The organism is Ruegeria sp. SCP11, assembly GCF_040329455.1.
Taxonomy (GTDB): domain Bacteria; phylum Pseudomonadota; class Alphaproteobacteria; order Rhodobacterales; family Rhodobacteraceae; genus Ruegeria; species Ruegeria atlantica_E.
In genome coordinates, this window is the sequence record NZ_JBDZYG010000003.1 from 363,182 (window position 1) to 377,414 (window position 14,233).

Annotated in this window: 12 protein-coding genes; 9 read left to right on the forward strand and 3 right to left on the reverse strand. The window is 57.0% G+C overall.

Going from position 1 to position 14,233, the window contains the following annotated elements:
* Window positions 1–5: 5 nt before the first annotated feature.
* The 3 genes from ABLN94_RS07100 to ABLN94_RS07110 all read right to left on the reverse strand — a co-directional run bounded on the left by ABLN94_RS07100 (window position 6) and on the right by ABLN94_RS07110 (window position 3,954).
* Complete coding sequence (locus ABLN94_RS07100; protein WP_352990923.1) at window positions 6–869, reverse strand: MaoC family dehydratase; 864 nt, start codon at window positions 867–869, stop codon at window positions 6–8.
* A 95-nt stretch (window positions 870–964) separates the two neighbouring features.
* Window positions 965–2,128 (reverse strand): acyl-CoA dehydrogenase family protein, encoded by a 1,164-nt coding sequence (locus ABLN94_RS07105; protein WP_352990926.1) that lies wholly within the window; start codon window positions 2,126–2,128, stop codon window positions 965–967.
* A 38-nt stretch (window positions 2,129–2,166) separates the two neighbouring features.
* Entirely contained in the window at window positions 2,167–3,954 is a 1,788-nt protein-coding gene (locus ABLN94_RS07110; protein WP_352990929.1) for an acyl-CoA dehydrogenase family protein, read from the reverse strand.
* A gap of 592 nt (window positions 3,955–4,546) precedes the next feature.
* On the opposite strand from ABLN94_RS07110, the gene dctP reads away from it, so the two are divergent.
* The 9 genes from dctP to ABLN94_RS07155 all read left to right on the forward strand — a co-directional run.
* Window positions 4,547–5,584: a TRAP transporter substrate-binding protein DctP gene (gene dctP / locus ABLN94_RS07115; RefSeq protein ID WP_352990932.1), complete on the forward strand. Its 1,038-nt coding sequence runs from the start codon at window positions 4,547–4,549 to the stop codon at window positions 5,582–5,584.
* A 133-nt stretch (window positions 5,585–5,717) separates the two neighbouring features.
* Complete coding sequence (locus tag ABLN94_RS07120; protein WP_352990935.1) at window positions 5,718–6,329, forward strand: TRAP transporter small permease subunit; 612 nt, start codon at window positions 5,718–5,720, stop codon at window positions 6,327–6,329.
* Window positions 6,326–7,732 (forward strand): TRAP transporter large permease, encoded by a 1,407-nt coding sequence (locus ABLN94_RS07125; protein ID WP_417750504.1) that lies wholly within the window; start codon window positions 6,326–6,328, stop codon window positions 7,730–7,732. The genes ABLN94_RS07120 and ABLN94_RS07125 overlap by 4 nt, the downstream gene beginning before the upstream one ends.
* 51 nt (window positions 7,733–7,783) lie before the next feature.
* Complete coding sequence (gene pcaF / locus ABLN94_RS07130) at window positions 7,784–8,995, forward strand: 3-oxoadipyl-CoA thiolase (RefSeq protein ID WP_352990937.1); 1,212 nt, start codon at window positions 7,784–7,786, stop codon at window positions 8,993–8,995.
* Window positions 8,996–9,246: 251 nt separating this feature from the next.
* Window positions 9,247–9,744, forward strand: a complete 498-nt coding sequence (locus ABLN94_RS07135) for a MaoC family dehydratase (protein WP_352990939.1) — start codon at window positions 9,247–9,249, stop codon at window positions 9,742–9,744.
* Window positions 9,737–11,494, forward strand: a complete 1,758-nt coding sequence (locus ABLN94_RS07140) for a PHA/PHB synthase family protein (protein ID WP_352990942.1) — start codon at window positions 9,737–9,739, stop codon at window positions 11,492–11,494. Before ABLN94_RS07135 ends, ABLN94_RS07140 begins: the two co-directional genes overlap by 8 nt.
* Window positions 11,495–11,564: 70 nt before the next feature.
* Window positions 11,565–12,746: a beta-ketothiolase BktB gene (bktB, locus tag ABLN94_RS07145; RefSeq protein ID WP_352990944.1), complete on the forward strand. Its 1,182-nt coding sequence runs from the start codon at window positions 11,565–11,567 to the stop codon at window positions 12,744–12,746.
* Window positions 12,746–13,840 carry a 3-hydroxyacyl-CoA dehydrogenase family protein gene (locus ABLN94_RS07150; RefSeq protein ID WP_352990947.1) on the forward strand — a complete coding sequence of 365 codons (1,095 nt, stop codon included), beginning with the start codon at window positions 12,746–12,748 and terminating at the stop codon, window positions 13,838–13,840. Before bktB ends, ABLN94_RS07150 begins: the two co-directional genes overlap by 1 nt.
* A gap of 105 nt (window positions 13,841–13,945) precedes the next feature.
* Window positions 13,946–14,233 (forward strand): electron transfer flavoprotein subunit beta/FixA family protein (locus ABLN94_RS07155; RefSeq protein WP_417750505.1); only part of this gene is annotated, 288 nt, incomplete at its 3' end.

The following is a 14,233-nucleotide window of genomic DNA, read 5'->3' on the forward strand; positions in this document are numbered from 1 at the left end:
CCCGCTTATCCTGAGATTTCGACAACGCCATTGTTTAGTACGACCACGTCGCGCTCGACCGCGAGGGTGCGGAATGACACGGTGTTTTCATCTTTCCACATTTCGGTTCTGAGGGTTTCGCCGGGAAAAACCGGCGCCGAGAACCGCAGCTTCAGTGATTTGAACCGGTTGACGTCATAGTCGCAATAGGAGCGAAGCACCGCATGTCCGGCAACCCCAAGGGAACACAAACCGTGCAGGATCGGAGCCGGGAACCCTGCCACGGCGGCGACGGTCGGATCGGCATGCAGCGGGTTGGGATCGCCTGACAAACGGTAGAGCAGAGCAAGTTGCGGTATCGTGGTGAAATCCCAGACCTTGTCAGGTGCGCGTGATGGCGCGCGGGCGAGCGGCGGTTGCGCTCCCGAAGGGCCACCAAAGCCGCCATTGCCGCGCGCGAAAATGGTGCTGGACAGCGTGGCGTGCATATCGCCGGTATCTTTGTTGATGAGGTCGCGCTCGACGAAGATAAGGGCACCCTTGTCCGCGCCTTTGTCGATTACATCCACGACGCGCGTGGTTGCCGTAATCGTGGCTGCCGCAGGCAGGGGTTTATGAATGACGATACCCTGTTCACCGTGCAGCACTTTTTTCCAGTCGACTCCAGTTCCCGGATCGCGCACCCAGAACCCGGGCGTTGCCAATACTGCGGCCATGGTGGGCACAGGCGTGAAATCGGTTTCCTCAAACACAAATGGCAATTGGCCCATGTCCGTCGGATCCTGACCCAGGCCAACCCCAAGCGCGTAGATGATGGAATCTTTGACCGAATAGGACTGCTCTACCGTCGTGAAGGGCCAGTTCATCAAGGTGTCGTAGCTGAACGCCATGTCTTATTCCTTACCTGCGCTTTTCGTTTCCCGGCTGAAAAAAGGAGCTACCGCACAGCGGTAGCCAGTTCGTGAGTGGTGGTTTTGGCGGGACCTTACTTGGCCCTCTGATTGAAGCGTCGTCCGACAAGCGCCGCAGCAATGTTGGTTTTTTGGATGTCGATTGAGCCTCCTGCGATGCCCCAGCCCCAGGAATCCCGCAGCTTTTGTTCAATCGGGTACTCGCGCGAGTAGCCATAGCCGCCCATAAGCTGCATCGCCTTGCCCGTTACTTCGCGGGTCATTTCGTTGGCAAAGCACTTCGCAATCGAGCTTTCGCCGACCTTGGGCAGGCCGCTTTCGGCATTGATCACCGAGCGATAGAGCAGGAGCCGGGCCGCATCGAGTTTCATCTTCATCTCGGCGATCTGCATTTGTACGGCCTGGAATTCGATGATCTCTTTGCCGAACTGGTTGCGCTCTTGCACGTAGTTGAGGACATAGTCGAAGGCCGATTGCGCCACGGCGATGCTCATCGTGGTATTGCCGCAGCGTTCAAGGTCGAAGGCTTCCATGAGTTTTTTGAAGCCGCCCGCGGGCACGATGATGTTTTCCTTGGGAACGACGACATCGTCAAAGAACATGTCGGCCGAATATACACCCCGGAAACCCATATGCCGTTCGCGCTTGCCGAAAGAGAAACCCTCGGTCCCTTTTTCAACCAGAACCGCGCCGATACCTTTGGCGCCGGGTTCGTCCGACATTCTGCAATAGACCACGTAAGCACCCGAGTGGCCCGCGCCCGAGGACCAACGTTTTTGACCGTTGATCACGACCTTGCCTCCGTCGACACGGGCTTTGGTGGTGAGGTCGGTCAGCGCCGATCCGGCATTGGGTTCGGACATCGAAACCGCGACGATCAGGTCGCCGGAACATACTTTGGGCAATACGCGCTCGCGCATCTCTTCCGGGGCGTGGTGGGCAATGGCCAGGGCCGGGCCAAAGCAGGATTCGAAGATTGGGAAGGCGACGCCAACCGAGATTTTGGCGACCTCTTCCAGAACCAAAACAGCTTCGAAATGGCTCATCCCGCCACCGCCATATTCTTCTGGCAGGTTGACGCCCAGCAGGCCCAGCTCGGCAAAGCGATGCATTACGTCAAGACTGGGGGATTCGTCGGTTTCCTCGATCTGGCGGGCGATATCGGGCAGCTCGGTCTGTGCAAAACGGCGCACCGTGTCCTGAAGGGCCCGTTGTTCTTCTGTAAGGGTAAAGTCCATGCGTTTTCTCTCAATTTTGTGTGGAAGGTCAGTTCGCCTCAGCCCATGAAGACTTCGAGCGCCTTGTCGAGCGATACAGGTTCATCCGCCAAGAGAAGGTCGGTGACATCCTTTTCGTTTTTGATATTGCCGATCGCCAACGGGTCTTGGCTGGATAGGCGATGATCCAGCACCATACGCGCCAGAAGCAGGCGGCGGGCGTCGCCGCCGGCGGCACCCAGCTTGGCCCCCTCGGTTGCCATCAGGGTGGCTGTCGTCGAGTGGTAGATGGCGCTGGACGCCTTGCGTGCCAGTGTCTGGATGTTTTTCTTTCCAACCTCGTCAGCGAGCGCAACGCTGAGCTGAACCGTGTTGCGCAGACGCCCCTTGAACTGGCCTGGCAGATCGTCGGCCTGGTCGAGGCGCGCCATCAGCTCTTCTTCCAAGTCCTTGTGGGCCCCGACTTTGGCCACTGCCCGCGTCGTGACATCAAGCGAATTGATGTTCGAGGTGCCTTCCCACAGGACGCCGAGATGGGCGTCGCGGACGAGTTTGGCGTTCACCCAGTCCTCAATGTAGCCGTTGCCACCGCGCACTTCCATGGCGCCGGTCGCGACCTGGATGTTGTCGCGGGCAGTGCGGTACTTGTGGGCCGCGGTCAGGATGCGGGCTACCCGTTCGGCGTGCTGGTCGCCAGCTTCGGCCTTGTCGAGCTGGTTGCCCAGATACAGGGTCATCGACAGCGCCTGCTCGGTCGGCAGCATCAGTTTCATCAGCTGACGGCGCAAAAGCGGTTTGTAGTAGATCTTTTCCTGGAAGGCCGAGCGGTTGCGTGCCGTTACCATGGCTTCGTTCAGGCAACGGCGCATCATCGCAGCGGCGCGTGCGCCATGCGAAAGACGGGACAGGGCAACCTGTGTCATCATCATCTTAAGGCCGCGGTTTTCATGTGCGCCGGTCGGGCCCAGAGCGTAGGCCAGAGCACCGCGGAACTCGATTTCGCCAGAGGCCATCGACCGGCTGCCCAGTTTGTCCTTGAGGCGGGCGATTCGATACTTGTTGCGTGACCCATCGTCGAGATGGCGCGGCATGACGAAAAGGGCGAGGCCCTTGTTGCCCTTGGGCGCACCCTGAGGACGGGCCAGCAACATAGCGAGATCACCGTCTGCACAGGAGCAGAACCACTTTTCCCCGTAGAGGCGCCAGGCGCCGTCTTCCCAGCGGGCTTCCAGCTCGATGTTCGAGACATCGGACCCGCCCGTGCGTTCGGTCATGAACTGAGCGCCTTTCAGGATGTTGCTCATGTCCTGCGTGACCAGGCGGTCGAGATATTTGTCCTTCAGTTCCTGATCGCCGTAGAGATCGATCATGGTGGCGGTGGTTTCGGTGGCCGAGATCGGGCAGAGCTGGCCAAATTCGGCCTGGCCGAAGATGTACTGGAAGACGAGCTTTGCCGTGTGCGGGATCTTATCGTGCCAGTCAAGTACGCCGGGGCGGTGAATCATCCGGGCAAAGCCGAACTCGCCCAGTGCAACGTTTTCCATTTCCCGATAGGCCGGATGAAATTCGATGCTGTCCTGCCAGTCGCCGCGCGGGCTGCGGTGATGCAGGATAGGGGTGTGCTTGTCTGCGGTGCGGGCCCAGTCGTCGATTTTGGTGCCGGTAATTTCACCTAGGCGCTGGAAATGCGGCGTCATGTGTTCGCGCAGATCGTCCTCCAGGTAGATTCGGGTCAGATCCTGCAGGCTTTTGTCGATATCGTAGAAGTTCGCTCCATTGCAGTCCGGCGCGATCCATTTCGTCAGCGGATCGTGGCTCACGACCTCTTTAGGGTTCTGAACGTTCATGATGATTCCTTTCGCAACTGTTGGGGCCGGAGTTCACGCAACCGGTGTGTGGTGGCCGGGTCCTCTGAACCGCTTGTTCCTCTTCGTTTTCCGAAAAAGTGCGGTTGAATGATTCTCGTCTTTCATTGTTCGAATAAACGTATGAAAGTTCGTTTAACCGAATTTCACTTGTGCGTCCAGCCGTAATTGTGTTTGCCAATTCTGGCCTACAATTGCGTGTTGCCTCGGCTGTGGGTTTTTTTTGGCGAAACGGGCGCGCGACCGCCATTAACGAGGTCCGCTGAGAGCCCTGAATTTTGTGTTTAAGTATATTAATAAAGGGAAATGACCTTCGCAGTTCGTCGCGAGTGCAATTTGCCTCATTCTGGATTCTGCCGCAGAACTTTCTTGCCAATACGCCGCACTACAGAACTGACCCTCGCCTGAATATATATTTGAACACAGCGGTAGACAGGCGAAATATGTTCTGATAATAGAACTGCGTCTGAATATACGATCATGGAATCGAAAGCAGATGGGCCTCGATGAGGCACGGAGGAAAAATCTTTGCGCCGCGAACCAGATTGCGGCTGCCGTTTAGGGAGAAGACCTAATGAACAAAGTAATCAAGTCCGCCTTGTGTGCGTCGGTGCTCGCCCTGGGTCTTGGGGCTGTTTCTGCTCCGGTCCAGGCCGCAAATGTTGATGGGCCTGCAGTGTTCTGGAAATTTTCGGTCTGGGGTAAGTCGCGCTCCTTGACTCGGGGCGTCGAAAAGCTGTCTGAGCGCCTGGCTGAAGAAACAGGGGGCAAGTTTCAGCTGAAAATTTTCTACGGCGAGCAGCTTTCCAAAACCAAGGAAAACCTCGACAGCATGAAGGTGAACTCGATTGAGGGTGCCCTGGTCTGCAATTTCTATCACCCCGGCAAAACCCCGACATTGATGGTGATGAGCCTGCCGTTCCTGCCGCTGACGGATTTCGATTCTGCAGCCAGAGCGCGCGAAGCTTTGTACGCGCATCCGGACTCTGTTGCTGAGATGGCAGAGTGGAATGCGATCATCTACGGCTCGACCCATGTACCGCAAAACGAATTCCTGGGCCGCGGTCGTACGCCCCAGACCCTTGAAGACTGGAAGGGTCTGCGCGTTCGCGCAGGTGGTGGAATCGGTATTGCCATGGAAGAACTTGGCGCAGTGCGTCAGGCGATGCCCGCAACCGAAGTTTACACCGCACTGCAACGCAAGACCGTGGACGCCGTGGCGTTCCCGTTCAGCTATGCCCATGCGGCCTACAAGTTGCACGAAGTGGCCGACTGGTTCACCTCGAACCTGACCCCCGGCACCGCTGACTGCCCAATCATTCTGAACAAAACAGCCTATGAGGCGCTGCCGCAGCAGTACAAGGACCTTTTGGATAGCCTAAAGGACGAGGTCGCGGACGTATATCGTGGCGTCTACACCGCCGCGGACGAAAAGTACCTGCCGGTCTTCCGTGAGGAGCTCACCGAGATTGAATACAGCGAAGCGGATCTTGCGGAATTCCGTGCGACCGTAGGCCAGCCGATCTGGGACAAGTGGGTCGCGGACAACAAAGGCACTTTCGACGCGCAAAGTGTGTTGGACCAAATCCTGGCCGCAGCAGCCGAAAACTGATGAGGCCGTAATAGGCCGGTGCCGCACAATGGCTGCGGCACCAGCATGTAGTGACGTACACACGGCAGTTGCGATCCGCTTTATTGCCTGCCGCTGTGTTCGACCCCGGCCCTAGTTGACTGGAGGAAGACTATTGAACCACAACGTCCCTCAAGGTGATGGTGTTTTGCTCAAGTGCAGCCACGCCTATTCACACCTCGAAGACTTTCTGAATGTCGTTGCCGCGCTGACTATTTTTGCAGTCATGCTCGCGACCACAGGTCAGATTTTTGCTCGGCTGGCCGGGTATCCCGTGCCCGGATTCCTTGAGGTTTCGGAACAAGCCATCGCGGTATTCGCATTCCTTGGTGCGGCGTATGCCCAACGCCATGATGCGCATATCAGGATGGAAATTTTGGTCGGTTCGCTGAGAGGGCGCAGCCGGTGGTTGGTCGAGGCCTTGGCGACTCTGGTCGGAATGATCGTGATGGTCATCCTGGTGCGTTATAGCTGGGACTTTTTCCTGAGCGCCTGGAAGACCGGTGACACCACCTATGATTATGGCATTCCGACCTGGCCATCCAAGCTATTGGTTCCGTTTGCCTTTTCGGTCTGGTTCGTACGCCTTGCGTTGGAGTTTATCGGCTTCTTGCGGTTGGCGATCTGGCCGAACGCAGAACCAGTGGCTGTGCCAATCGTCCGCTCTGCTGCGGAAGTCGCGCAGGACGAGATTGCGGAAACCTTCGGAGATGAGGCGGGTAAATGAATATTGAAGCTTTGTTTAGCGGCGCGCCTGCGGGTTTTTTCGGGATCGGCTACAGCGATCCGGCGTTGGTCGCAATCATTTGCATGGGAATACTGCTGGGTCTGGTCATAATTGGCACGCGCGTTGTGTTTGCCGCCGGCATTGTGGGCATTATCGGCATGGTCGAACTGATCGGCTGGCACGGTGCTGTCGGCAATATCGGGGCGATCCCACACTCAAAATCAGTGTCATTTGTTCTGGGCCTGATTCCCATGTTCATTCTGATCGGGTTTTTGGCGTTCCATGCCGGTATGACCAAGCAGTTGTTCGAGGCGTCCAAGGTCTGGATCGGGTGGGTGCCCGGCGGGCTTGCGGTGGCCACGGTTTTCGCCACGGCGGGGTTTGCCGCCGTGTCCGGTGCCTCGACAGCCACGACGGCGGTGTTTTCCCGGGTCGCGATCCCCGAGATGCTGAAAGCGGGATATGACCGAAAACTTGCTGCGGGTGTTGTTGCTGCAGGGGGGACGCTGGCTTCGCTGATCCCACCTTCGGCGATTCTGGTGATCTACGCCATTATCGTCGAAGAATCCGTCGGGGCGTTGCTTTTGGCCGGTTTCCTGCCAGGCATCTTTTCGGCGGCAGTCTATGCGGCAATCATAATCTTGTGGGCAAAGTTCAACCCCGATGCCGGCCCTGCCGTACGCGGGTATTCCTGGAATGAGCGTATTCGGTCGCTGCCGGGTGTCCTGCCGATTGCCGCCGTGATCGCGATTATCGTAAGTGCTATCTATACAGGCTGGGCGGCGCCGACAGAAGCTGGGGCACTGGGGGCGTTTGTCGTGCTGGTCATGGCCTGGATCAACGGCATGCGTTGGAAAACACTCAAAGCGGCGTTGATGGAAACGTCGCGGCTGGTGGTCATGATATTCTCGCTGATCTGGGGCGTTCTTATCTTTGGCCGCTTCCTTGGGTTCTCTGGCTTGCCTGAAACGGTTTCAGTCTGGATTCTGTCGTGGGAAGCCGATCCTTACCTGGTCTTGGTTGCGATACTGTTGGGCTATGTCGTGCTGGGCATGTTCATGGACGCAATCGGATTGCTCTTGCTGACGCTTCCGGTCGTCTACCCTGCGGTCATGGCCCTGAATGGGGGTATGGATGTAACAGCCGCCGACAGCGCATTCGGCATGAGCGCTACTCAGGCAAGTATCTGGTTCGGCATCATTGTCGTGAAAATGGCCGAGGTATGCCTGATCACACCACCAATAGGGATCAACTGCTTTGTCGTTAGCGGCGTACGCCCCGACATTGCTCTGTCAGATGTGTTCCGTGGGGTCGGGCTGTTCTTCGTGGCCGACGTACTGACCATCATCGGATTGATAGCCTTCCCCGGGATTATAACCTGGCTCCCTGCAATGATGAACTAACCCTGCTTGGGTGCCGGGTCCATATCTGCCCGGGTTTTGAAAGGAAAAGACATGCACGCATTCGTAGTAGATGGCCTGCGGACGCCGATAGGGCGTTACGGTGGATCGCTTTCAGGTATCCGTGCCGATGACTTGGCGGCCTTATCTATCAAGGCGCTTTTGGAACGCAATCCGGGCCTTGATCCGGCGGGTTTGGACGAAGTTGTCTTTGGCAACACCAACCAAGCCGGGGAAGACAGTCGCAATGTTGCACGCATGGCGGGGCTGTTGGCGGGCGTTCCCGAAACCGTTCCAGCAATCACGGTCAACAGACTTTGTGCCTCTGGCCTTGACGCGGTGGCGGTCGCGGCCACGAACATTCAGGCAAATGGCAACGATGTTGCCATTGCCGGTGGTGTCGAGAGCATGAGCCGGGCTCCGTTTGTAATGCCGAAGCCGGAAACTGCGTTCTCGCGCCAGACAAAGATCTACGACACGACGATTGGCTGGAGGTTTGAAAACCCTGCGCTCGAAGCGGCGTATGGTACCGAATCCATGCCACAGACGGCCGACAATGTGGCCGAGAAATATGGGGTTAATCGGGCCGATCAGGACGCCTTTGCGCTGCGCAGTCAGGCGCGATGGAAAAGGGCGCATGATGCCGGTGTATTTGCCGAGGAAATCCTGCCGGTGACAATCCCGCGCCGCAAGGCCGATCCGGTAATCTTTGACACCGACGAACACCCGCGCCCGAATACCGAGCTTGAAAGCCTTGCTCGCTTGCGGGCCATCAACGGGCCGGGCAAAACCGTGACCGCGGGCAATGCGTCAGGTGTAAATGACGGGGCCGCTGCGCTGTTGCTGGCAAGTTCACAGGGATGCGCGCGTCACGGATTAAAGCCTATCGCCAAGATCGTTGGGGCCGCCTCTGCCGGGGTGTCACCGAGCCTGATGGGCATTGGCCCGGTTCCGGCGGTGCGAAAACTGCTGGATCGTACCGGAGTTTCGATCGACGAGATTGACGTCATCGAGTTGAACGAAGCCTTTGCCAGCCAGGGCATTGCAGTGCTGCGAGAGCTTGGCATTGCCGAAGACTCGGAGCGGGTCAACCCGAACGGCGGCGCCATTGCCATGGGGCATCCTCTGGGAATGTCCGGTGCGCGCCTAGTCCTTACGGCTGCGCGCCAACTGGCGCGGGTCCAGGGCCGGTTTGCCCTATGCACGATGTGCGTCGGAGTGGGGCAGGGCGTTGCGCTGTTATTGTCCAAAGTCAGCGACACATGAAATGAACCGTTTGAAACGGTTGATCGAAGGTGTTTTTGAGCCCTGGGCACATCCTGCAAACTAGCTCTGACGTACACAGCCTGCCTCGCCAATTTCCGCAGGCTTTAAGCCGCTGGCAAGAACGCTTGTCGGCGGGCTGTCCGAAACTGCCAACGTTATCACCGAGTTCAATACAGACTGGCTTTGACCTGCTTTGAAAGCGCTGACTCGCCATATCCAATCTCAAGCGCCAAACCGGCGGAGGGTACAATATGTCACTGATACGATCTAGTTCAGCTCGCACCATGAGTGACCTTCAGGAGCTGATAGGTACAGAGATCGCGGTCTCAAACTGGGTGGTCGTCGATCAAGATTTGATCGACGAATTCGGGCGATGCACGAATGACGAACAATGGATCCACACCGATCCCGAACGGGCCAAGGCCGAAAGTCCGTATGGCGGCACGGTCGCGCACGGTTTTTTATTGTTGTCGCTTCTGACACGCCTTCAACGCGACTCGCACAGTTGGCCAAGCGATATCTCGTCGATTGTGAATTACGGGCTCGAGCGTGTTCGGTTTATCAGCCCTGTCACTGTCGATGCGGAAATTAGAATTCGCGTGAAATTGGCCAAATTAGAGCACCGAAAGAAAGGTGCAGTCTTTCTGCAACTCGACAATACGATGGAATTGAGAGGCAGTGAAAAACCGGCGCTGGCAGCGTCCAGCTTACTCATGGCATTTCCCAGTGAGGAGCGTGTCGATGCGTGACTTTATGGACTATGCGAATAGGCTCGTGCAATTTTCCTCACTCCTGGAAAGATCGATCAAAGTTGGTACGACCGCGCAGGCCAAAGCTCTGTCAAAAGCGACAGGTCAAGAGTTTTCCGTATCCGATCTGGGCACCGTTTCGAAGGCGTTTCTGAACACTTATAGCGAGCTACTGAAACAGCCTGCGGATCTCTTGGCATACCAAAGAAACCTCTTTTTCAAATCCTGGTCGATTTGGAGCAAGGCCTGGTTGCCGACAGAAGAAAAACCAAAAGACCGAAGATTCAACGACCCGAAATGGTCCAGCGATCCGTTGGCAAAACTCGCGAAGGATGCGCAACTCGCATTGGAAGATGCTGTGTCCGAGCTTCTGGCGTCGCTTCCGCAAGGTTCGAAAGACCACATGCGCGCCGAGTTTTATACCCGACAGCTTCTAAGCGCCCTGTCCCCAAGCAATTATCTTGCGTTCAATCCGGCGGCGCGTAACCGCTTCTTGGAAACGGATGGCCAAAGCCTTCTTGACGGATTTGCTAACCTTCTTGACGATCTGGAGCGAGGAGACGGGCGGCTCGATATTGCAACCAACAACGAACGTGCGTTTGTCGTCGGAAAAGACCTAGCAACAACCCCCGGCAAAGTCGTTTACGAGAATGAGCTCATGCAGCTCATCCAATATGACCCTTTAACCCCGACGCAGCACAAACGCCCTTTCCTGTATGTTCCGGCATGGATCAATAAATTCTACATCCTCGACATGCGACCTGAGAACAGCCTCGTGCGTTACATGCTCGAGCGCGGTCATACGGTATTCATCATTTCTTGGGTCAATCCAGATGCGGAGCATGCCGACAAGAGCTTTGAGGACTACATGAGGCTTGGTCCGATCGCCGCGCTTGACGTGATCCAAGAGGCGACAGGTGAAGACAGCGCCAACATCCTCGGTTTCTGTATCGGAGGCATCCTTGTCACTGCGACTCTGGCTTACCTGGCGGCAAAGGGCGAGGCTCACAGGATCGGCTCGGCGACCACCCTGGCCACGATGGTGGATTTCACGGATGTCGGCGAGATCGGTGTTTTCGTGGATCATGATCGACTGGACGCGTTACGCGAACACATGAAAGGCACCGGTTACCTGGAAAACCACCACTTGCAGGAAATGTTCTCGATGATCCGCGAGAATGATCTGGTGTGGTCTTTCCATGTGATGAATTACCTGATGGGCAAGAAACCCCCGGCGTTTGATCTGCTGTTCTGGAACTCCGACTCGACCCGCCTGCCTGCTGCCATGCTGCTTTGGTATCTTGAGAAGATTTATTTGCAGAACGGACTGCGGAAACCCGGCTTCCTTTCGATGGATGGGGTCGGCATCGATATTTCGAAAATCGAAACACCCTGTTTTGTACTTGCGACCAAGGAAGATCACATAGCGCCCTGGTGCTCGGTATACCCAACTGCCCAGCTGTTGGGCGGAGAAGTGAAGTTCGTTCTTGGCGGTTCCGGTCATATCGCGGGTGTCATCAATCCGCCAACCGGGCGGTCCAAGTATGGATATTGGCTCAACGATGATTGCTCCGGCTCGCCGGAAGAATGGCTCGCCAATGCCACTCATACGGAAGGTTCCTGGTGGCCTGAATGGGCCGAGTGGGTGGAATCAAAGGACAAGAGCGAGCGCGTGGCCGCAAGAAGACCTGGAGAGGGTGCGCTCGAGATTATCGAAGAAGCACCCGGAAGCTATGTGCTGACAAAATAACGCCTGAACGGCGATGGCCGCATCACTCACCAACAGAAAAACGTACCGAATAGGACGAAGGAGAACACCCATGAAGGACATCGTAATCGTATCCGCTGCCCGTACGGCGGTTGGTGGCTTTGGCGGCTCGCTGAAAGGGTTCACGCCGACCGAGATTGGTGCCGAGACGGCAAAGGCGGCGATTGAACGGGCCGGCATTGAGGCCAGCGATGTTCAACAGGCCTTCTATGGCAACGTGATCCATTCTGAGGCGCGGGACATGTACGTCTCGCGCACGGTGGCGTTGGAAGCCGGGGTGGCCAATAGCGCGCCGGCCCTGACAGTGAACAGGCTATGCGGTTCGGGACTGCAAGCTATCGTATCGGGTATCCACGCATTGGGAATGGGCGATGCCGAGATCGTGCTTGCCGGCGGGACCGAGAGCATGAGCCGCGCGGGCTATATGATCCCATCCGCGCGTTGGGGTCAGAAAATGGGCGACACGCAGGCCATTGATATGATGACGGCTGCCCTGCACGATCCGTTTGGCCATGGCCATATGGGCATTACCGCCGAAAACGTGGCCGAGAAGTATGGCATCAGCCGTGAAGAACAGGACGCTTTCGCGGTTGAAAGCCACCGTCGCGCCAGTGCGGCAATCGAAGAGGGTCGATTTGAAGAGCAGATCGTTCCCATCACAATCCGGAGCCGCAAGGGCGACGTGATATTCAAGACCGACGAACACGTGCGCGCTGATGCGAGTATCGAAAACATGGCCAAGCTGCGCACCGTGTTCAAGAAAGACGGCAAGGTCACGGCGGGTAACGCTTCGGGTTTGAACGACGGCGCCGCATCGCTGGTGCTGATGACGGCCGAGGCGGCCGCGTCACGAGCTCTGACTCCGATGGCGCGGGTCCTGTCCTACGGCCATGCCGGCGTGGATCCGGCCTACATGGGGATCGGCCCGGTGCCGGCCATGCAGGCGGCACTCAAGCGCGTCGGGCTGTCCGTAGACGATCTTGACGTTGTCGAATCCAATGAAGCCTTCGCCGCACAAGCCTGCGCAGTGACTGCTCAACTCGGGCTGGACCCGGCGAAGGTCAATCCCAACGGCGGTGCCGTGGCCATCGGTCACCCGATCGGTGCAAGTGGTGCCATTATTGCGACCAAGCTGCTCTATGAACTCAAACGGACCGGAGCAAAGCACGGCGCCGCCATCATGTGTATCGGCGGCGGTCAGGGCATTGCTCTTGTTGTGGAGAACCTGACTTGATGCGCGAAGATATTCACCTCATCGGAATTATTGGCGCGGGCACCATGGGCTCCGGAATCATGATCAACTGCGTTTCGCACGGTTTCAACGTCGTGCTTTGCGACAAGGATTCTAAGGTGCTTGGAAATGCGAAAGGGCGACTCGATACCTATTTGACCCGGCAAGTCGAGAAGGGCCGGATGACATCCGGCGACGCCAAACGGACGTCGGCCCGCCTGACATGCGTGGAGAATGTTGGCGCGCTGCACAACTGTGACCTTGTGATCGAGGCCGTATTTGAAAAACTCGATCTGAAAAAGATGATTTTTGCCGAGCTTGAAGGTGTCGTCCAGCGCAATGCGGTCCTGGCCAGCAACACAAGTTGTCTGCTTCTTGCCGACATTGCGGACGCACTTGAACACCAAGACCGGTTCTGCGGCATGCACTACTTCAGCCCGGCCGAGATCAACCCGATAGTTGAACTCATCGAAGGCCCGAGTACATCGCAGGATGTTCTTTCAACTGCGGCAAGCTTTCTGAACCGGACCGGCAAACATGCTATCCCTTGCAAAGATCAATATGGTTTTGCCCTCAACCGCTTTTTCTGTCCCTATTCCAATGAGGCCGTCCGCCTGTTGGACGAAGGTTTTGGCACTTGCGGCCAAATCGACGAAGTTGCAATGGATACCTTCGGCGTCGCCATCGGACCGTTTGCGGTGATGAACATTATCGGCACGGCAACGACGCTCCATGCCGTGCGAAACCTTGAACCTTTGGGCCCGTTCTATGCCGCCGCAAAGGGATTGATCGCCAATGGCGCCGATAACACCGCCTGGAAGCTTGAAGAGGCACCCGAAGCTCCCGACGCAAACCTTGCCAAATCAATTGCAGACCGTTTGACCGGAGCCATCCTGCTTCCCGTCCTCGAACAGTTGAAAGAAGGTTGCACGTCACTGGATGCCATCGACAGAGGTGCAGAGATGGCGTTCCGCTTCCGCAAAACTCCGGGAATCCTGATGAAGGAAAGAGGTGAGGAAGGTGTTCAACGCTTGATTGCGAAGCTCGCGGCGCAGTACCGGCACGACCCGACTTACGTGCCTGCCGCATTGGCATAGGGGTTCGATCTCTCCCGTCGTCACGGGCGCTTTTTTTAGGATTGGATGTCCGTGACGATGGGTGAAACAGCGCAATTCACCAATACAGATAGAGGAAACAGAGACTTGAAACTACTCGTGCCTGTCAAACGCGTGATTGACTACAACGTGAAGGTTCGCGTGAAAGCGGACGGTAGCGGTGTCGATCTCGCCAATGTCAAAATGTCGATGAACCCGTTCGACGAGATTGCGGTGGAAGAGGCGATCCGCCTGAAAGAAGCTGGCAAAGCGGACGAGGTTGTCGCCGTTTCGATCGGCGTCAAGCAGGCGCAGGAGACGCTGCGGACCGCGCTGGCTATGGGCGCCGACCGCGCGATCCTGGTTGTGGCGGCGGATGACGTGCACACCGATATC

What these genes read in the sequence shown, in the direction of transcription:
- ABLN94_RS07100 (WP_352990923.1), bottom strand. Translation starts at nt 869, where the DNA reads ATGGCGTTCAGCTACGACACCTTGATGAACTGGCCCTTCACGACGGTA.
- ABLN94_RS07105 (WP_352990926.1), bottom strand. Translation starts at nt 2,128, where the DNA reads ATGGACTTTACCCTTACAGAAGAACAACGGGCCCTTCAGGACACGGTG.
- ABLN94_RS07110 (WP_352990929.1), bottom strand. Translation starts at nt 3,954, where the DNA reads ATGAACGTTCAGAACCCTAAAGAGGTCGTGAGCCACGATCCGCTGACG.
- dctP (WP_352990932.1), top strand. Translation starts at nt 4,547, where the DNA reads ATGAACAAAGTAATCAAGTCCGCCTTGTGTGCGTCGGTGCTCGCCCTG.
- ABLN94_RS07125 (WP_417750504.1), top strand. Translation starts at nt 6,326, where the DNA reads ATGAATATTGAAGCTTTGTTTAGCGGCGCGCCTGCGGGTTTTTTCGGG.
- pcaF (WP_352990937.1), top strand. Translation starts at nt 7,784, where the DNA reads ATGCACGCATTCGTAGTAGATGGCCTGCGGACGCCGATAGGGCGTTAC.
- ABLN94_RS07135 (WP_352990939.1), top strand. Translation starts at nt 9,247, where the DNA reads ATGTCACTGATACGATCTAGTTCAGCTCGCACCATGAGTGACCTTCAG.
- ABLN94_RS07140 (WP_352990942.1), top strand. Translation starts at nt 9,737, where the DNA reads ATGCGTGACTTTATGGACTATGCGAATAGGCTCGTGCAATTTTCCTCA.
- bktB (WP_352990944.1), top strand. Translation starts at nt 11,565, where the DNA reads ATGAAGGACATCGTAATCGTATCCGCTGCCCGTACGGCGGTTGGTGGC.
- ABLN94_RS07150 (WP_352990947.1), top strand. Translation starts at nt 12,746, where the DNA reads ATGCGCGAAGATATTCACCTCATCGGAATTATTGGCGCGGGCACCATG.